Origin of the sequence: Streptomyces griseosporeus (genome assembly GCF_014656055.1) — a bacterium.
Lineage (GTDB): Bacteria > Actinomycetota > Actinomycetes > Streptomycetales > Streptomycetaceae > Streptomyces > Streptomyces griseosporeus.
Window position 1 is genome coordinate 547,529 of the sequence record NZ_BNBR01000003.1, and the last position, 17,130, is coordinate 564,658.

General features: G+C 71.8%; 16 protein-coding genes and 1 riboswitch. Of the genes, 5 read left to right on the plus strand and 11 right to left on the minus strand.

The features are described from left to right. Positions 1 to 49: 49 nt before the first annotated feature. A riboswitch (cobalamin riboswitch) is annotated at positions 50 to 173 on the plus strand. A 121-nt stretch (positions 174 to 294) separates the two neighbouring features. Both IE308_RS17195 and IE308_RS17200 read left to right on the plus strand, forming a co-directional pair. After that, on the plus strand, positions 295 to 2,652 hold the full coding sequence (locus IE308_RS17195) for a ribonucleoside-diphosphate reductase subunit alpha (RefSeq protein WP_190218613.1): 2,358 nt from the start codon (positions 295 to 297) through the stop codon (positions 2,650 to 2,652). Beyond that, positions 2,652 to 3,665, plus strand: coding sequence for a ribonucleotide-diphosphate reductase subunit beta (locus tag IE308_RS17200; RefSeq protein ID WP_190218614.1), 1,014 nt, complete (start codon positions 2,652 to 2,654; stop codon positions 3,663 to 3,665). The genes IE308_RS17195 and IE308_RS17200 overlap by 1 nt, the downstream gene beginning before the upstream one ends. Here IE308_RS17200 and IE308_RS17205 read toward each other — a convergent pair. Beyond that, on the minus strand, positions 3,578 to 3,802 hold the full coding sequence (locus IE308_RS17205) for a hypothetical protein (protein ID WP_190218615.1): 225 nt from the start codon (positions 3,800 to 3,802) through the stop codon (positions 3,578 to 3,580). The two genes, IE308_RS17200 and IE308_RS17205, sit on opposite strands and share 88 nt — an antisense overlap. Before the next feature lie 92 nt (positions 3,803 to 3,894). Between IE308_RS17205 and IE308_RS17210 the strand changes: the two genes are divergently transcribed. Then, the gene (locus tag IE308_RS17210) at positions 3,895 to 4,860 is read left to right on the plus strand and encodes a GlxA family transcriptional regulator (protein WP_110637088.1); all 966 of its coding nucleotides are present in this window, start codon (positions 3,895 to 3,897) and stop codon (positions 4,858 to 4,860) included. A 14-nt stretch (positions 4,861 to 4,874) separates the two neighbouring features. Here IE308_RS17210 and IE308_RS17215 read toward each other — a convergent pair whose 3' ends face one another. The 10 genes from IE308_RS17215 to IE308_RS17260 form a co-directional block, all read right to left on the minus strand. After that, positions 4,875 to 6,251, minus strand: coding sequence for a bifunctional albaflavenone monooxygenase/terpene synthase (locus tag IE308_RS17215; RefSeq protein ID WP_110630414.1), 1,377 nt, complete (start codon positions 6,249 to 6,251; stop codon positions 4,875 to 4,877). Then, positions 6,248 to 7,345, minus strand: coding sequence for an epi-isozizaene synthase (gene cyc1 / locus IE308_RS17220; RefSeq protein ID WP_190218616.1), 1,098 nt, complete (start codon positions 7,343 to 7,345; stop codon positions 6,248 to 6,250). Before cyc1 ends, IE308_RS17215 begins: the two co-directional genes overlap by 4 nt. 303 nt (positions 7,346 to 7,648) lie before the next feature. Beyond that, positions 7,649 to 8,299: a peptide deformylase gene (gene def / locus IE308_RS17225; RefSeq protein ID WP_110630410.1), complete on the minus strand. Its 651-nt coding sequence runs from the start codon at positions 8,297 to 8,299 to the stop codon at positions 7,649 to 7,651. 71 nt (positions 8,300 to 8,370) lie between these two features. Further along, positions 8,371 to 9,378 carry a tetratricopeptide repeat protein gene (locus IE308_RS17230; RefSeq protein WP_190218617.1) on the minus strand — a complete coding sequence of 336 codons (1,008 nt, stop codon included), beginning with the start codon at positions 9,376 to 9,378 and terminating at the stop codon, positions 8,371 to 8,373. A 111-nt stretch (positions 9,379 to 9,489) separates the two neighbouring features. Next, positions 9,490 to 10,731, minus strand: coding sequence for an HD-GYP domain-containing protein (locus tag IE308_RS17235; protein ID WP_190218837.1), 1,242 nt, complete (start codon positions 10,729 to 10,731; stop codon positions 9,490 to 9,492). Positions 10,732 to 10,781: 50 nt separating this feature from the next. Then, complete coding sequence (locus IE308_RS17240) at positions 10,782 to 12,104, minus strand: HD-GYP domain-containing protein (protein ID WP_190218618.1); 1,323 nt, start codon at positions 12,102 to 12,104, stop codon at positions 10,782 to 10,784. Between the two features lie 114 nt (positions 12,105 to 12,218). After that, positions 12,219 to 12,521, minus strand: coding sequence for a mycothiol system anti-sigma-R factor (rsrA, locus tag IE308_RS17245; RefSeq protein WP_110630404.1), 303 nt, complete (start codon positions 12,519 to 12,521; stop codon positions 12,219 to 12,221). After that, the gene (gene sigR, locus IE308_RS17250; protein WP_190218619.1) at positions 12,518 to 13,213 is read right to left on the minus strand and encodes an RNA polymerase sigma factor SigR; all 696 of its coding nucleotides are present in this window, start codon (positions 13,211 to 13,213) and stop codon (positions 12,518 to 12,520) included. Before sigR ends, rsrA begins: the two co-directional genes overlap by 4 nt. A gap of 258 nt (positions 13,214 to 13,471) precedes the next feature. Next, complete coding sequence (locus tag IE308_RS17255; RefSeq protein WP_190218620.1) at positions 13,472 to 14,110, minus strand: alpha/beta hydrolase family protein; 639 nt, start codon at positions 14,108 to 14,110, stop codon at positions 13,472 to 13,474. A 1-nt stretch (position 14,111) separates the two neighbouring features. Then, the gene (locus IE308_RS17260) at positions 14,112 to 14,927 is read right to left on the minus strand and encodes an SOS response-associated peptidase (protein ID WP_190218621.1); all 816 of its coding nucleotides are present in this window, start codon (positions 14,925 to 14,927) and stop codon (positions 14,112 to 14,114) included. A 50-nt stretch (positions 14,928 to 14,977) separates the two neighbouring features. Between IE308_RS17260 and IE308_RS17265 the strand changes: the two genes are divergently transcribed. Together IE308_RS17265 and aroA are read left to right on the plus strand one after the other, a co-directional pair. After that, entirely contained in the window at positions 14,978 to 15,691 is a 714-nt protein-coding gene (locus IE308_RS17265; RefSeq protein ID WP_190218622.1) for a M50 family metallopeptidase, read from the plus strand. A 112-nt stretch (positions 15,692 to 15,803) separates the two neighbouring features. Then, on the plus strand, positions 15,804 to 17,120 hold the full coding sequence (gene aroA, locus IE308_RS17270; protein WP_110630394.1) for a 3-phosphoshikimate 1-carboxyvinyltransferase: 1,317 nt from the start codon (positions 15,804 to 15,806) through the stop codon (positions 17,118 to 17,120). The last annotated feature ends 10 nt before the right edge of the window (positions 17,121 to 17,130 follow it).

The following is a 17,130-nucleotide window of genomic DNA, read 5'->3' on the forward strand; positions in this document are numbered from 1 at the left end:
CACCCGGACACAACATCTGGGGGTGGCACGACAGCCGGGCACAAGATGTATGCTCATGCTCGCTGTCGCCGCAGGGGAATCCGGTGCGAATCCGGAACTGTCCCGCAACGGTGTACTTGTGTGCGTCTGCACGCCTGTTCAGTCCGAGGACCTGCCGACAGCGCACCCGGTCGTCCGGCCGGTGTGCCCGACGTCCGGGCCTCGCGGAATGGGCCGGTGGACGCGACGCCCCCGTGCGCTCGTGCTGCCCCCTGCCCTCGCCGAGGCCCCGTGCCGAGCGAGGGAGTGCCCCACGTGACCATCGCGCCAGCCGACCCGGCTTCAGCGATCCCGGCGGCCGAGGAGACCGACGGTCCCGGAACCGCGCTGCTGCGGACCCTGACCGAGCTGACCGCCGACCTGCCCGACGCCGACCCCGGCCGGGTCGCCGCCGCCGCCCTGCGGGGCCGGTCCGCCCGGGCCGACGAGGCGGAGCTGCGCGAGCTGGCCACGGAGGCCGCCGCCGGTCTGATCTCCGAGGACCCCGCCTACTCCCGGCTGGCCGCCCGGCTGCTCACCCGCACCATCCGCGCCGAGGCCGCCTCCCAGGGCGTCACGACGTTCACCGAGTCGGTCGCCGTCGGCCACCGCGAGGGCCTGATCGCCGACCGCACGGCGGAGTTCGTCCGGCTGCACGCCGAGCGGCTGGACGCGCTGGCCGACCCGGCCGCCGACGACCGCTTCGGCTACTTCGGGCTGCGCACCCTGCACTCCCGCTACCTGCTGCGCCACCCGCTCACCCGCAAGGTGATCGAGACCCCGCAGCACTTCCTGCTGCGCGTCGCCGCCGGACTCGCCGAGGACGACACCACCCGGGCGCTGGACGAGGTCGCCGACCTGTACGGCCTGATGAGCCGCCTGGACTACCTGCCCTCCTCCCCCACGCTCTTCAACTCCGGCACCCGGCACCCGCAGATGTCGTCCTGCTATCTGCTGGACTCCCCGCTGGACGAGCTGGACTCGATCTACGACCGCTACCACCAGGTGGCCCGGCTGTCGAAGCACGCCGGCGGCATCGGTCTGTCGTACTCCCGGATCCGCTCCCGGGGTTCGCTGATCCGCGGCACCAACGGGCACTCCAACGGCATCGTGCCGTTCCTGAAGACGCTCGACGCGTCGGTGGCCGCCGTGAACCAGGGCGGCCGGCGCAAGGGCGCCGCGGCGGTCTACCTGGAGACCTGGCACTCCGACATCGAGGAGTTCCTGGAGCTGCGGGACAACACCGGCGAGGACGCCCGCCGCACCCACAACCTGAACCTCGCGCACTGGATCCCCGACGAGTTCATGCGCCGGGTCGAGGCCGACGGGCAGTGGAGCCTGTTCTCCCCGGCCGACGTGCCCGAGCTGGTCGACCTGTGGGGCGAGGAGTTCGACGCGGCCTACCGCGAGGCCGAGCGCAAGGGCCTGGCGCGGAAGACCCTGCCGGCGCGCGAGCTGTACGGCCGGATGATGCGCACCCTGGCGCAGACCGGCAACGGCTGGATGACCTTCAAGGACGCCGCCAACCGCACCGCCAACCAGACGGCCGAGCCGGGCCACGTCGTCCACTCCTCCAACCTCTGCACGGAGATCCTGGAGGTCACGAACGACGGCGAGACCGCGGTCTGCAACCTGGGCTCAATCAACCTCGGCGCCTTCGTGGACGGCCGGGACATCGACTGGGAGCGGCTGGACGCCACCGTCCGCACCGCCGTCACCTTCCTCGACCGGGTCGTCGACATCAACTTCTACCCGACCGAGCAGGCGGGCCGCTCCAACGCCCGCTGGCGGCCGGTCGGCCTCGGCGCGATGGGCCTGCAGGACGTCTTCTTCAAGCTGCGCCTGCCCTTCGACTCCCCCGAGGCGAAGGCCCTGTCGACGCGGATCGCCGAGCGGATCATGCTGGCCGCGTACGAGGCCTCCGCCGACCTCGCCGAGCGCAACGGCCCGCTCCCGGCCTGGGAGAAGACCCGTACCGCGCGCGGGGTGCTGCACCCCGACCACTACGACGTCGACCGGACCTGGCCCGAGCGGTGGGCGGCGCTGCGCGAGCGGATCGCCCGCGTCGGCCTGCGCAACAGCCTGCTGCTGGCCATCGCGCCGACGGCCACCATCGCCTCCATCGCGGGCGTCTACGAGTGCATCGAGCCGCAGGTGTCCAACCTGTTCAAGCGCGAGACGCTGTCCGGGGAGTTCCTCCAGGTCAACTCCTATCTGGTGCAGGACCTCAAGGAGCTGGGCGTGTGGGACGCGCGCACCCGGGAGGCGCTGCGCGAGGCGAACGGCTCGGTGCAGGACTTCGCGTGGATCCCCGAGGACGTGCGCCGGCTGTACCGCACGGCGTGGGAGATCCCGCAGCGCGGCCTGATCGACATGGCCGCCGCCCGCACGCCGTTCCTGGACCAGTCGCAGTCGCTGAACCTGTTCCTGGAGACGCCGACCATCGGCAAGCTCTCCTCGATGTACGCCTACGCCTGGAAGTCCGGGCTGAAGACGACGTACTACCTGCGCTCGCGCCCGGCGACCCGCATCGCCCGCGCCGCGCGCGCCGCCGTCCCCGCGCAGCCGGCCGCCGACCCCGAAGCGGTCGCCTGCTCCCTTGAGAACCCCGAGTCCTGCGAGGCCTGCCAGTGATGTCCCCCCGTAACCAGAACCTCCTCGACCCGGGCTTCGAGCTGACCCTGCGCCCCATGCGCTACCCGGACTTCTACGAGCGCTACCGGGACGCCATCAAGAACACCTGGACCGTCGAGGAGGTCGACCTCCACTCGGACGTCGCCGACCTGGCGAAGCTCACGCCCGGCGAGCAGCACCTCATCGGCCGGCTGGTGGCGTTCTTCGCGACGGGCGACTCGATCGTCGCGAACAACCTGGTGCTGACGCTGTACAAGCACATCAACTCCCCCGAGGCGCGCCTGTACCTCTCGCGCCAGCTGTTCGAGGAGGCCGTGCACGTCCAGTTCTATCTGACGCTGCTGGACACCTACCTCCCCGACCCGGAGGAGCGGGCCGCGGCGTTCGCGGCGATCGAGAACATCCCGTCGATCCGTGAGAAGGCGCAGTTCTGCTTCAAGTGGATGGACTCGGTCGAGAAGATCGACCGGCTGGAGACCCGGGCCGAGCGGCGCCGCTTCCTGCTGAACCTGATCTGCTTCGCCGCGTGCATCGAGGGCCTGTTCTTCTACGGCGCCTTCGCGTACGTCTACTGGTTCCGCAGCCGGGGTCTGCTGCACGGTCTCGCCACCGGCACCAACTGGGTGTTCCGTGACGAGACCATGCACATGTCGTTCGCGTTCGAGGTCGTGGACACCGTCCGCAAGGAGGAGCCGGACCTGTTCGACGACCGGCTCCAGCAGGAGGTCACCGACATGCTGCGGGAGGCCGTGGAGGCGGAGCTGCAGTTCGCGCGGGACCTGTGCGGCGACGGGCTGCCGGGCATGAACACCGACTCGATGCGGCAGTACCTGGAGTGCGTCGCCGACCAGCGCCTGACGCGCCTCGGCTTCGCCCCGGTGTACGGCTCCGAGAACCCGTTCGCGTTCATGGAGCTGCAGGGTGTTCAGGAACTGACCAACTTCTTCGAGCGGCGTCCCTCGGCGTACCAGGTGGCGGTGGAGGGCACGGTCGACCTCGACGAGGACTTCTGAGCCGGACGGGTCCGTGCGGCCTCCGCCGCGGCCAGCTGCCGGTCGATCCGGCGCTCGTGGAGCCAGCCCACGAGCGCCGGGGCGGTGAGGACGACGGCGAGGATCAGGACGGTCGCGTAGCTGAAGATCGTGTTCATGTAGTAAGCGTCGTACTTGGTGAACACTCATGACAGTGGCAGGACTGTCGTACACCCTCGATTTACTGCCAATGGCGGTGCACACTGGCAGCATGCTGAAGAACGTGGCCGCCGTCCTGCTGGACGGTGTGCACCCCTTCGAACTGGGTGTCGTCTGCGAGGTCTTCGGGATCGACCGCAGCGACGAGGGACTGCCGACGTACGACTTCGCGGTCGTCTCGGCGGAGGGCTCCGCGCTGACCACGCACGTCGGCGGGCTGACCTTGGCCACGCCGTACGGCCTGGAGCGGCTGGAAGAGGCTGATCTGATCGCTGTCCCGGCGGGCGACGAGTACGCGCGCCGGGAGTACCCGCCCGAGCTGCTGGACGCCCTGGTGCGGGGCGTGGAGCGCGGTGCGCGGGTGCTCAGCGTGTGCTCCGGGGTCTTCGTGCTGGGCGCGGCCGGGCTGCTGGAGGGGCGGCGCTGCGCCGTGCACTGGCACCACGCCGGGGAGCTGGCCCGGCAGTTCCCGCGGGCGGTCGTCGAGCCCGACGTGCTGTACGTCGACGAGGACCCGGTGATCACCTCGGCGGGCACCGCGGCCGGCATCGACGCCTGTCTGCACCTGGTGCGCAAGGAGCAGGGGCCGGAGGTCGCCAACAAGATCGCCCGGCGGATGGTGGTGCCGCCGCACCGGGACGGCGGGCAGGCGCAGTACATCGAGCGGCCGCTGCCGAAGAGCACCTGCGACACCGTCGGCGAGGTGCTGGCCTGGATGGAGCAGCACCTCGACGAGGAGGTCACCGTCGAGCAGCTCGCCGCGCGGGCGCACATGTCGCCGCGCACCTTCGCCCGCCGTTTCCAGCAGGAGACCGGCACCACGCCCTACCGCTGGATCCTGCGGCAGCGCGTGCTGCTGGCCCAGGAACTGCTGGAGGCGACGGACGAGACGGTCGACGCGATCGCCTGGCGCACCGGGTTCGGTACGGCGGCGGCGCTGCGGCACCAGTTCGTGCGCGCGCTGGGCACCACGCCCCAGAGCTACCGGCGCACGTTCCGGGGGCCGCAGGCCGCCTGACCTCTCCCCCGCCGCTACCGTGCCACCGGCCTGAGCAGCAGGTTCTGCGGGCGCAGCGTGATCCCGACGCGGGTGGTGTCGTCGGAGGCGGACACCTGCTCGAAGCGGTACTTCGTCGCGAGCGCCGCCGTGATCAGGGTGAGCTGGGCCATGGAGAAGTGGTCGCTGGGGCACTTGCGGTTGCCGACGCTGAAGGGGCTCATGGCGTACTTGGGGATGTCCTTGACGCGTTCCGGAAGCCAGCGGTCCGGGTCGAACTCCAGATTCCGGTCGTACGACTCCGGATCGCGCTGGATCGCGTACGGACTGTATACGATGTCCGCCCCGGCCGGAATGCGATAGCCACCGAGTTCGGTGTCGGTGACCGCCCGCCGCGTCAATATCCATACGGCCGGACGCAAACGCATGGCCTCGACGACGACATTGTTGGTGTGCCGGAGCTTGCGCACGTCCTCGAATGCGACCGGCCGGCCGCCGGTGACGGATTCGACTTCATCGCGCACCTTGTCCGCGTGTTCCGGGTGTTCGGCAAGTGCCTGAAGCAACCACATGATCGTGGAAGCCACGGTTTCGCTGCCGGGGGTGAGGATCGCGACGACCTGGTCGTGGATCTCCTGTTCGTCGATGGGGTCGCCGTTTTCGTCCTTCGCTTGCAGCAATGCCGTCAGCAAATCGTCCGGCTTTTGACCAGATGCCCGCCGCTCGGCGACGATCTCGTCGACGAGGAGATGCAAATCGGCCAGCGCCCGGTTGAATTCGCGGTTCGCCGGCAGCGGCAGCCGGTACAGCGGGCCGAGGGGCACCACCATCCGGCGGTACATACCGCGGAAGACGGTGGCGAGGGCGGTGCACAGGCGCTCGGCGCGCTCGTCCATGTAGTCGCCGCGCAGCAGGCAGCGGGCGGCGATGCGGACGGCGACGCGGAAGGACTCGGTGGTGCAGTCGACGGTCTCGCCGGGCTTCCAGCGCTCGGTGAGGGCGTGCGCCTCCTCCTCCATGATCGGCCCGTAGGCCGGGATCGCGTCCAGCCGGAACGCGGGCTGGATGGTGCGCCGCTGGCGCCGGTGCTGCGGCCCGTTGGCCGTGGCCACGCCCTTCTTGCCGAGCAGGCCCTCCAGCGACTCCCACAGCGGTCCGGCGATGTGGTACTCGGGGCTGAGCGCCAGCGCGCCGGTGAGGGCCGGGGTGGTGACGGCGTACACCGTCTTCGGGCCGAGTTTGAGGCGGACGACCTCGCCGTGGTCGCGCAGCCGGGACATGAAGGCCAGCGGGTCGCGCAGCAGCGGCCAGCCGTGGCCGAGGAGCGGGACTCCCCCGCCGGCCAGGGGCGGCTCCAGCAGTCCCGGAGCCGGGGTGCCGGTGGTCTCGGGCTTCACCTGCTCGACGGTCATTTCTCACCTGCCGCTTCGTTGGTGACGTACGGGGGCGTGGACCGGTCCTCCCAGCTGTCGACCATGTACCGGCCGGATTCGTGGTGGAACCAGTAGACGGAACTGAACCAGTTCCGCATGTTCGCGACGCAGGCACGGACCGCGGCGCCGAGTTCTTTTCCGTGGACCGTTCCGTCGGCGAGCGAGTCGGCGAGCCGCAGGGCTTCCTGTTCCGCGACGAGGAATTCGGATATGCATTCCTCGACGCGCCGCCGGACCTCTTCGATTGCTTCTTCCAGAGTCAGTCCGTGATGGGTGATGAGACTGATTCCGAGATTGTGCACCTCGTCGCCCGCGATTTCCTTGGGCAGTGAGCACAGGTCGTTGTACCAGGCGGCGAATTCCTGGCTGAGGAGTGCGGCCCGGCGATAGGCCGGGTGTTTCCGCACCCCGTCCGGGAGTTCCCGGCCCGCGGTCGGCTCCAGCAGATCGGTCCAGATCCAGTGGGCGAAGGTGAGGCGGCGCAGTTCCAGGTATTCCTCGACCGTGGGCACGATTCCCTCGGTCCGGTTGCGGAACTCACGGTCGTAGGCGTCGATCACCGCGTGGAAGTGCCGGGTGAAGCGGGCGTTCCAGGTGTCCGACAGGAAGGCGAACAGCCGGGCCACGCTGTCCGCCAGACCCGCGACCAGCGGGTCCGGGTGGTGCAGATGGGCCCCCGGGGACTCCAGGGCCGCGTGCAGTGCCTGCCGCAGGGTGCGCCAGGCGGCGGTCCTGCCGTGCACGACGTACCGGTCGTGCCGGTCGTCCCAGACGAAGAACCAGGTGCTGTAGTCGGCGATGGCCTGCAGCACGGCGTCGTCGGCGCCGAGGTAGTAGCCCGCCATCAGGTCGGTGTAGCACAAGCCGTCGGCATATTCCTCGACCTTGTCCGCCGGCATCAGCCGTTTTTCCAGCAGCCAGCTCCGGGTCTTCTCCTGAAGCCTTGGCCAATACGGATGCAGTTGCCGGGGAAACGCCGCCTCGATCACCGGAAGAGCGAGCGACGGCGGGACCGCCACCCGGGCCGGCGCCACCGTGGTGCCGTATGTGGTGCTGTATGGGAAAGCATGCACGAACTACCCCTCTCAGCCGCCAGTGGGCACACGCCCTCCCGCTGTACCGGGCGTGCGCCGTTGCGTATCCCCGCACTTCCCATTCAGCACCACAACTGACCGTTCTGGGAACGGATTTGCTTCATTCACTACCCCCTGACGCCGAGAATCTCCCCCTATGTGGCTGGTTGTGGATCACCACATGTGCGTAGGGGGTCGAACGCGCGACGAGCAGGCGAACGCCCCCAAGCAGAGCGCCTGTTCAGGTATGAGGAACCTGAACAGGCGCTGGGCGTACGGGCGTTGTGTGACGGGCGGTGCGCGTCAGTCGTTGGCCACCACCGGGTAGCGCGGCTCGTTCTCGGCCATCTGGCGCAGCGCGTCCTTGCGTTCGCGCTTGGAGAGCCGGTCGATGTAGAGGTACCCGTACAGGTGGTCCGTCTCGTGCTGCAAACACCGTGCGAAGTAGCCGGTGCCGCGCACCTTGATCGGGTTGCCCCGCTCGTCCTGCCCGGTCACCTCGGCGTAGTCGGGACGTGCCAGCGGCATGTACGCGGTCGGCACGGACAGGCAGCCCTCGTTGCTGTCGTCCAGGCGGCGCTTGTCGGCGGGCAGTTCGACCAGCTTGGGGTTGCAGACCACGCCGACGTGGCGGACGCCGTTGTCGTCGGGGCAGTCGTAGACGAAGACCTTCAGGTCGACGCCGATCTGGTTGGCGGCCAGGCCCACGCCCTCGGCGGTGCGCTGCGAGGCGAACATGTCGTCGACCAGCTTGCGCAGCTCGTCGCCGAACTCGGTGACGTCCTTGCACTCCTTGTGCAGCACCGGGTTGCCCACGACCGTGATGGGCCGGGACGTGCCGCGCTCGCGGTACGCCTGCTCGCGCTCCTCGCAGTCCTCGGTGTCGATGACGAAACCCTCGTCGTCCACGGGGAGCACGCCCGCGTGCTGCTGATCGGTGTCCTGCTGCGCCATGACCGACGTACGCCTTCCTGCAAGCCTGGAAAATTCTGCCAGTACAGCCTAAGTCCGCGTGAGCGGTGCGCTCAGCAGACCTCCTCCAGATCCCGCCAGTCCCGTGAGTCCGGGGCGTCGGCCACCCATCCGTCCAGCAGGCCCCGCACCAGCGAGGCCGGCGCGGCGACCCCGCACTCCCGCTCCGGTACCCACAGCTGTCCGTCGGTGCGGTGGCCCAGCGGTCCCGGATGCCCCGGCTCGCTGTGGTCGTGCGGGTCGAGATGGACGCCGTCGCCCTCGTCGGCCGGCATCCGCGACTCCGAGCACATCCGGCACAGCAGCCGCACCGACGACGACCAGTCCTCCGCGGCGAACCCGGCGTCCGCGGCGAGCTGCTCCAGCGCGTCCCGGTCGGCCTCGGTGGCCGCCTCGATCAGCACCACCCAGGTCGGCACCGGCGACGGCGCCCACAGCTCGATCTCGTCGAAGACGGGGTAGGAGTGCCCGGCGGAGGTGGTCCGCTCCCCGTGCGGCACCCCGTCGTGCAGCACGACCTCGCCCCAGCGCCGCCCGGACGACGGCAGCGGGATCGACAGCACCTCGATGCGGGCGGGGTCCAGCCGCCGCCCCCACACCACCTCGGCCTCACCCTCGGGCGACAGCCGTACGGCCGCGCTGCCCAGGTCCATGCCGACGGGCTCCCCGGACGCCGCGGCACCCGCGCCGGCCTGCGACCGAGAGCCGCCGCCGGGCACGCGCAGCCCGTAGGCCTGCCAGGCCCGCCGGGCCAGCGGCCAGTCCTGCAGGGCCGTCGCCGCGATGCCGACGTTCCACCAGTCGGGCGCCCCGGTCTCCTTCTCCAGCAGCGCCACCGCGCGCAGCCCCGCCGCCCGCGCCTGTTCCCAGTCGTGCCGGAACTTGTGCAGCAGCGCGAGGTTGAACCACGACTCCGACCGCCAGGGCTCCAGGTCGGCGGCGCGGGTCAGCAGCGCTCCCGCGTCCTCGTACCGGCCGTCGCCGATCAGCGTGAACGCGCGGTCCGTGGCCTGCCGCCAGGAGGCGGAGGGCCGGTGCCGTCCCTTGCCGAAGATCCTCACGATTCCCGCCTGCCAGTTCCAGTTCCGGAAAGTGGGCTGGCCTGTGCCCCCGGACACCCTCTCCCTCGCATCCAACCACGTACGGCTGGAGGGGCGCTCATTACCCATGGGTTACCCAGCCGCGGGGGCAGTCAGACTGCCCCGGGCCAGGACGCGTGCCAGTGCCTCCACCACCTCGGGGGCGTAGTCGCCCGCGGCGCCCAGCCGCAGCTCCTCCAGGGCCGCCAGCGCCCCGCCGGGACCGGCGTCGCGGGCCTTCTCCTCGTAGGCGTTGACGACCCGGACGATCCGCGCCGCCCGCGGCTGCTCGGGATAGGGGTCGGCCTGCCGCTCCACCACCGTCGCGACCTGCGGGTTCACCCCGGTCTGCCGGACCACGGCACCGCCGAGCAGGGCGATCCTGCGCTGCTCGGCGGGCGGCAGCGCGGCGGTGGCCCCGGCGGGCACCGGGTCGACGAGGCTCAGCTGGCCGATGTCGTGCATCAGGGCCGCGTACTCCAGCACGGTCAGCTCCGGCTCGGTCAGCCCCAGGTCCCGTCCGACCGCCAGGCCGAGCGCGGCGACCCGGTGGGCGTGCCCGGCGGGGGTGTACCCGGCGATCTCGGTGGCCCGGGCCAGGGAGGCGATGGTCTGCCGGTAGGTGGCGCGGACGGCCGCGTACCGGCGGAAGGACAGCTGGGTGAGCAGCAGCGGCACACAGAACACGGGCAGCGCCCACAGGCCCGCCGCGGCCACCGCGAGCGCCATCACCGCGCCGGTCGCGCACACGGCCGAGCCGATCCCGGCGAGCGCCCGCAGCTCGTCCCGCAGCAGCGGCCCGAACGGCCACCGGGTGCGGGCGTGCGCCAGCGCCGCCGCGAGCACGGCGTCGCACAGGGCGGTGAGCGTGAGCAGCGCCACCAGCAGCAGGGCGTAGGCGGGACCGACCCAGGAGTCGAAGACGCCCCGGTTGTACAGCGGCTGGAAGCAGACGGCCGCGAAGCCCACGGTGAGGACCCGCCGGGCGAGGTGGTCCAGGGTGGGGCTCTGGCCGCGCGCGATGTGCGGCACGCTGCCGAGCAGCGAGGCCGCGCACACGACGGTGACGACCTGGGCGGTCCCGTGGTGGGTGGGCCGCCCGGCCGCCTCGCCGAGCAGCGCGTACGCCAGCGCCCCGGCGGCACCGAGCGGGGCGGCCTCCCGCAGCTGGGGGCCGCGCCAGCGGGTCAGCTCGCCGACCGCCACGAGCGCTCCGAAGGCCAGGGCGAGGGACCGCTCCACAGGGCCGGTCCGCAGGGTCACCACGACGGAGACGGTGACGAGGAGACCGGCGGCCCCGCGCACGACGACGAGCAGCGCGGGCACGCCCCCCAGGGACGCGGGGAACCGCGCGACCGGCCACGACCGCGCCGCACCCGCCCGGCTCACGGGCGCACCCCCGGCCGCCCGTGGCTCGCAGCGTCCCGTCGGGGCCGGGGCACCGCCGCTTCCTCCGCGGTCACGGCCGGATGCCACCCCTCCCTGGCCAGCGCCCGCGTCAACGCCTCCACCATGTCCGGGTCGAACTGCGCCCCGGCGCACCGCCTCAGCTCCTCCAGCGCGGTGGCCACCGGCCGGGCCCGCCGGTAGGAACGGGTGGAGGTCATCGCGTCGAAGGCGTCGGCGACGGCGACCACGCGGGCGCACTCGGGGATCTGCGCCCCGGACAGCCCGTAGGGGTAGCCGCTGCCGTCCAGGCGTTCATGGTGGTGCAGGATCGCCGCGCGGGCCTCGCCGAGGAAGGAGATGCCGCGGGTGATCTCATGGCCGTACTCCGGGTGCAGCTCGATCACGCGCCGCTCCTCGGGGGTCAGCGGCCCGTCCTTGCGCAGCAGCCGAGTGGGCACGCCGAGCTTGCCCACGTCGTGCAGGATGCCCGCGAGGCGCAGCACCTCGACGCGCTCGTCGTCCAGGCCCAGCTCGCGGGCGATCATCATCGAGGCCCGGCCGACGCGCTCGCTGTGGCCGCGCGTGTACCCGTCCTTGATGTCGACGGCCTGCACGAGCGCCCGGATCGTGGCCCGGTGGGCGGCGCGCTCGCGGTGGTACTGGGCGAACACCCACCACGAGACGTACATCGGCAGCAGCACGAGCAGCGCGGCGACGGGCCCGTAGGGGCTGCGCCACAGGACGGCCATCATCAGCCCGGCGAGCCCGTGCACCGCGACCGGCGCCAGGGAGCGCCCGAACACCCCGCGGCAGGTGCGCGCCACGGGGGCGTGGTCGGCCAGTGCCAGGACACCCGCGTCGAGGACGGCGAGGACCAGGCAGAACACCAGCACGGCCGCTCCGGCGGGGCCGAGCACGTAGGGGAAGTCGGGGGTGACGACCGCGTCCCGGCCGCCCAGCGCCCCGTGGACGCGGGCGGCGGCCCACACGGCGACGACGAGCTGGGCGGCCCGCCACACGCGCCGCAGCTGCACGCTCCGGCGCACGCCGTGGGACAGCAGTGCCCCCGGTACCGCGACGAGCGCCGCGGCGGGCGGGGGCAGCAGGAAGGCACCGGCGAGGAGGACGGGGTAGAACGTTCCGGCTAGGCGCCGGCGGGCCAACTGCTCGCCGGCGGCGTAGAGCGCGGCCAGCAGCGCGACGGCCCAGCCGGGCGACCGGACGGAGGGCACGGGCAGCGGCAGAGGCAGCAGGAGCGCGCAGGCGCAGACGGTGACACCGGCGACGTACACGCGTGCCCGTGCCGGAACCGCCTCCATGACGCACCATCCCCCTCGACCGTGCCGTACCGGCTTCGGAGCCTAGGACGGCACGGGCGGAGTCCGCGGGCGTATGACCCGCGGATTAGCACGTTCGGGTGACGGCGGTCCCGGTCAGGATTCCTGGGGGGTGGCCGTGACGTCGTGCTCGGGGACGGCCTGCCCGGAGCGGATCAGGTCGATCCGCCCCATGACCTTGGCCCGCAGGTCGGTGGGCACGTCGTCATGCCCGCAGCACCGCTTGACCAGCTTCTTCACGGCCTGCTCCAGCCCGTACTTCTCCAGGCAGGGGGAGCACTCCTTGAAGTGCTGCTGGAACTTGTCGCGATCGACGTCCGGCATCTCGCTGTCGAGGAACTCGTACAGGTGGTCGAGGACCTCACTGCAGTCCGTCTCGTGCGGCTCTCCGCAGCTCATGAGCCCGAGCCTTTCGCTTCGTTCGACTCTCCGGCGCCGGCCGGGACCAGCCCGCGCTCTCGGGCGTAGTCCTCGAGCATGCCGCGCAGTTGCCGGCGGCCCCGGTGCAGCCGGGACATCACCGTACCGATGGGTGTCCCCATGATGTCCGCGATCTCCTTGTACGCAAAGCCCTCCACGTCCGCGAGGTAGACGGCGATGCGGAACTCCTCGGGGATCGCCTGGAGCGCTTCCTTCACATCCGAGTCGGGCAGGTGGTCGAGCGCCTGCGACTCCGCCGAGCGCAGACCCGTCGACATGTGCGACTCGGCGCGCGCCAGCTGCCAGTCCTCGATCTCCTCGGCCGCGCTGCGCTGGGGTTCGCGCTGCTTCTTGCGGTACGAGTTGATGAAGGTGTTGGTCAGGATCCGGTACAGCCACGCCTTGAGGTTGGTGCCCTCGCGGAACTGGTGGAAGGACGCGTACGCCTTGGCGTAGGTCTCCTGGACCAGGTCCTCGGCGTCGGCCGGGTTGCGCGTCATGCGCAGGGCAGCCGAGTACATCTGGTCGAGGAACTCCAGCGCGTCCCGCTCGAAGCGCGCGCTGCGCTCGGCGGTCGACTCCGCACCCGCGTCCGCGCTCACGCCCGGGCCCTCGGGCAGCTCCGCCTGGCCGTTGTCGGTCCCTGCGTCGGTACCGGGAACCGGACCCACCTCCTCCAGCGATGTCGTGAGACCGAGACCGGTCCCACTCGAATCGGAGGATAGACGACGATCCGGCCCGCCCGCCGCCCGAATAGGAGCGGTCTTGGCCGCGTGCAGCACCGTCCAGTCCAGGTCAGCACGGCTGCTGCGGCTCGGGCAGTAGGTCGAACCCATGCGGCGGACTTCCTCTCCAGTGACGTCGGCGCTGGTGGCCCCAGCCCTTCTGTCCGCCTCAACAGCGGGTGCGCGCCGGGCATTCCCGGCCGTTCACCCGAGTGATCCGGTCCACTTCACGACGGCGTCGGTGATCACCGTCACGGCCTCGTCCTGGCCGATCGGCGCCCGTTTCGGCACCGCGAAGCCATGATCGCCGTACGGCACCTCGACCAGCTCGTACGGGCCGTCCGGGAACTCGTCCGGCCTGCCGAAGGGGTCGTTGCCGCCCTGCACGACGAGCGTGGGCACCCCGGCGCCGAGCAGCTCCTCGGCGCGGGACTTCTCCGGTCTGCCCGGCGGGTGCAGCGGGAAGCTCAGCGCGAGCACGGCGTGGGCGCCCAGCTCCGCGGCGGTACGGCAGGCCACGCGCGCCCCGGCGCTGCGCCCGCCGGCGATCACCGGCGGGCCGGGCCGGGTGAGCGCGGGCCACAGGCCGCGCCAGCCGGTATCGAGGGTCTTCGGCGCGGGCGCCACCTTCTTGCCGGCCACCCGCCAGGGCTGCTCGACGAGCGCCACGGTCACCCCGTGCCCGGGCAGCACGCGGGCGAGGGCCTGGAGGTCACGGGCCTCGATGCCGCCGCCGGCGCCGTGGCTGATGGCCAGCACCAAACGGGCCTTCCTGGCCGTGTGCCAGGTGATGCGGGCCGGGCCGGCCTCGGTCTCGACGGTCTCCTGTGTCGTGTGCGTCACGTCAGAAGAGTGTGCCCTCCTCCGGGGCCTCCAGCTCCTTGAGCAGCTCCGGGCCGTTGTTGCGGACGTTGCTCACGGCCGTGGAGACCGGGTAGGCCCGCATCAGGCCGGGCGGCGGGGGCGCGAGCAGCTCCCGCAGGTCGTCGGGGTCGGTGCGGGCCGGGTCGAGCCAGGCGTCCCAGCGGTCCGGGGTGAGCATCAGCGGCATCCGCGGGTGGATGTCGGCGAGCGAGTGGGGGCCCTCGGCGGGGGCGACGGCCAGCGGCGACGTCTCCGCCTCGGTGGTGATCACCGAGCAGGTCGCCCACCAGGCCTGCGGGTGGTCGTCCGGCAGCGTCCGGTCCCGCCAGAACTCGTACACACCGGCCATCGCGAACACCGACCCGTCGGCCGGCAGCACGAAGTACGGCTGCTTGCGCGGCCGCTTCTTGCGGCCCTCGACCTCCAGCTCGCGCTCCTGCACGCCGGTGACCCACTCGAAGTAGCCGTCGGCGGGGAGGATGCAGCGCCGGGAGGTGAAGGCGCGGCGGTAGGACGGCTTCTCGTGCACGGTCTCGGCCCGCGCGTTGATCATCCGCGCGCCGCCCTCGGGCGTCTTGGCCCAGGACGGCACGAGCCCCCACTTCAGCTTGCGCAGCTGCCGAACCGGGCGCGGCTCGGCCGCGTCCTTCAGGGGGCGGTCCAGGACGGCGTACACCTCCTTGGTCGGGGCCACGTTGTAGTCGGGCGCCAGGGTCTCCTCGGGCTCCCACTTCTCGATCTCAAAGATTCCTGCGAGATCCTCTGGCCTACGACTCGATGCATACCGTCCGCACATACGTGCCACACTGCCAGACTCCGCCGGAACACAGGGAGCAGCCCGGAAACATGGACACCAGCACAGCGACCTCGCTCTGGGACGAACTCGTCGGCACCCAGTCCGAGCCGGACCTGTGGGTGGTGATCGCGACCGGTGTGGCGGCCCTCGCGGTGGTCGTCCCGCAGGCGGTGTGGCGCGTCGCCCGCAACGCCATCACCATCGCCCACGAGGGCGGCCACGGTCTGGTCGCGCTGCTCACCGGGCGCCAGCTGACCGGCATACGGCTGCACTCCGACACCAGCGGTCTCACGGTCAGCCGCGGCAAGCCGTACGGACTCGGCATGATCCTCACCGCGGTGGCCGGCTACACGGCGCCTCCGCTGCTGGGCCTGGGCGGCGCCGCGCTGCTGGCCGCGGGACGGATCACCCTGCTGCTGTGGCTGGCGACGGCCCTGCTGCTGGCCATGCTCGTGATGATCCGCAACGCGTACGGCGCCCTGACGGTGGTGCTGACGGGCACCCTGTTCGTGCTGGTCTCCTGGCTGACGGGGCCTCAGGTGCAGGCCGCGTTCGCCTACGCGGTGGTGTGGTTCCTGCTGCTGGGCGGTGTACGGCCGGCCTTCGAGCTGCAGGCCAAGCGCCGGCACGGGGGCGCGGGCGACTCGGACGCCGACCAGCTGGCCCGGCTGACGCACACCCCGGCGGGGCTGTGGCTGTTCCTGTTCCACGCGGTGTCGCTGTGCTCGCTGCTGGGCGGGGGGCGCTGGCTGCTGGGGGTGTGAGCGGCCGGCCCGGGGGCGCGGCCGTACGGCTCCACCGCGCGGCCCCGGCCGGCGGTCTCCTCGCGGGCGCCGCGGACGAACGGCGGCCGTCGCCTCCTTATAAAGTGGCCCCATGGTCCCGAACGCCGCCTCCACCGCCCTCTGGCCCGCCCCGCACGCGAGCGGAGCCGTCGACGCGACGGTCCACGTGCCCGGGTCCAAGTCGGTCACCAACCGCGCCCTCGTGCTCGCCGCCCTCGCCTCCGAGCCCGGCTGGCTGCGCCGCCCGCTGCGGTCCCGGGACACGCTGCTGATGGCCGGCGCGCTGCGCGCGATGGGCATCGAGATCGAGGAGGGCGTGGGCCCCGACGGCACGGGCGAGGCCTGGCGGGTGCTGCCGACGGGCCTGCGCGGCCCGGCCACCGTGGACGTCGGCAACGCCGGCACGGTGATGCGCTTCCTGCCGCCGGTCGCCACGCTGGCCGACGGCCCCATCCGCTTCGACGGCGACCCCCGGTCCTACGAGCGTCCCCTGCACGGCGTCATCGACGCGCTGCGCGCCCTCGGCGCCCGCATCGACGACGACGGCCGCGGCGCGCTGCCGATGACGGTGCACGGCGGCGGCGCCCTGGACGGCGGCGTGGTCGAGATCGACGCTTCCTCGTCGTCCCAGTTCGTCAGCGCCCTGCTGCTGTCCGCGCCGCGCTTCAACCAGGGCGTGGAGGTGCGGCACGTCGGCTCCACGCTGCCGTCGATGCCGCACATCCGGATGACGGTCGACATGCTGCGCGCGGTCGGCGCCCAGGTGGACACGCCCGAGTCGGGCGGCGAGCCGAACGTCTGGCGGGTCACGCCGGGCGCGCTGCTCGGCCGCGACCTGACGATCGAGCCGGACCTGTCCAACGCGCAGCCGTTCCTCGCGGCGGCGCTGGTGACCGGCGGCCGGGTCGTCATCCCGGACTGGCCGGCCCGCACGACCCAGCCGGGTGACCGGCTGCGGGAGATCTTCACCGAGATGGGTGGTTCCTGCGAACTGGCCGACTACGGCCTGGTGTTCACCGGTTCGGGTGCGATCCACGGTATCGATGTGGACCTGAGCGAGGTCGGTGAGCTGACCCCGGGCATCGCGGCGGTCGCGGCCCTCGCCGACTCCCCCTCCACGCTGCGGGGCGTGGCCCATCTGCGGCTGCACGAGACGGACCGGCTGGCCGCGCTCACCAAGGAGATCAACGAGCTGGGCGGCGACGTCACCGAGACCGCCGACGGCCTGCACATCCGCCCGCGCCCGCTGCACGGCGGCGTCTTCCACACGTACGAGGACCACCGCATGGCGACGGCCGGCGCGGTCATCGGCCTGGCGGTCGAGGGCGTGCGGATCGAGAACGTGGCGACGACGGCGAAGACCCTGCCGGACTTCCCCGAACTGTGGACCGGGATGCTCGGGGCGTAGGAACGCAGGG

Bases quoted from the DNA above. Each gene is read 5' to 3' on its own strand.
- IE308_RS17260 (WP_190218621.1), bottom strand. From the start codon at position 14,927: ATGTGCGGACGGTATGCATCGAGTCGTAGGCCAGAGGATCTCGCAGGA.
- IE308_RS17215 (WP_110630414.1), bottom strand. From the start codon at position 6,251: ATGACCGTCGAGCAGGTGAAGCCCGAGACCACCGGCACCCCGGCTCCG.
- IE308_RS17265 (WP_190218622.1), top strand. From the start codon at position 14,978: ATGGACACCAGCACAGCGACCTCGCTCTGGGACGAACTCGTCGGCACC.
- rsrA (WP_110630404.1), bottom strand. From the start codon at position 12,521: ATGAGCTGCGGAGAGCCGCACGAGACGGACTGCAGTGAGGTCCTCGAC.
- IE308_RS17240 (WP_190218618.1), bottom strand. From the start codon at position 12,104: ATGGAGGCGGTTCCGGCACGGGCACGCGTGTACGTCGCCGGTGTCACC.
- IE308_RS17200 (WP_190218614.1), top strand. From the start codon at position 2,652: ATGTCCCCCCGTAACCAGAACCTCCTCGACCCGGGCTTCGAGCTGACC.
- aroA (WP_110630394.1), top strand. From the start codon at position 15,804: ATGGTCCCGAACGCCGCCTCCACCGCCCTCTGGCCCGCCCCGCACGCG.
- def (WP_110630410.1), bottom strand. From the start codon at position 8,299: ATGGCGCAGCAGGACACCGATCAGCAGCACGCGGGCGTGCTCCCCGTG.
- IE308_RS17210 (WP_110637088.1), top strand. From the start codon at position 3,895: ATGCTGAAGAACGTGGCCGCCGTCCTGCTGGACGGTGTGCACCCCTTC.
- IE308_RS17205 (WP_190218615.1), bottom strand. From the start codon at position 3,802: ATGAACACGATCTTCAGCTACGCGACCGTCCTGATCCTCGCCGTCGTC.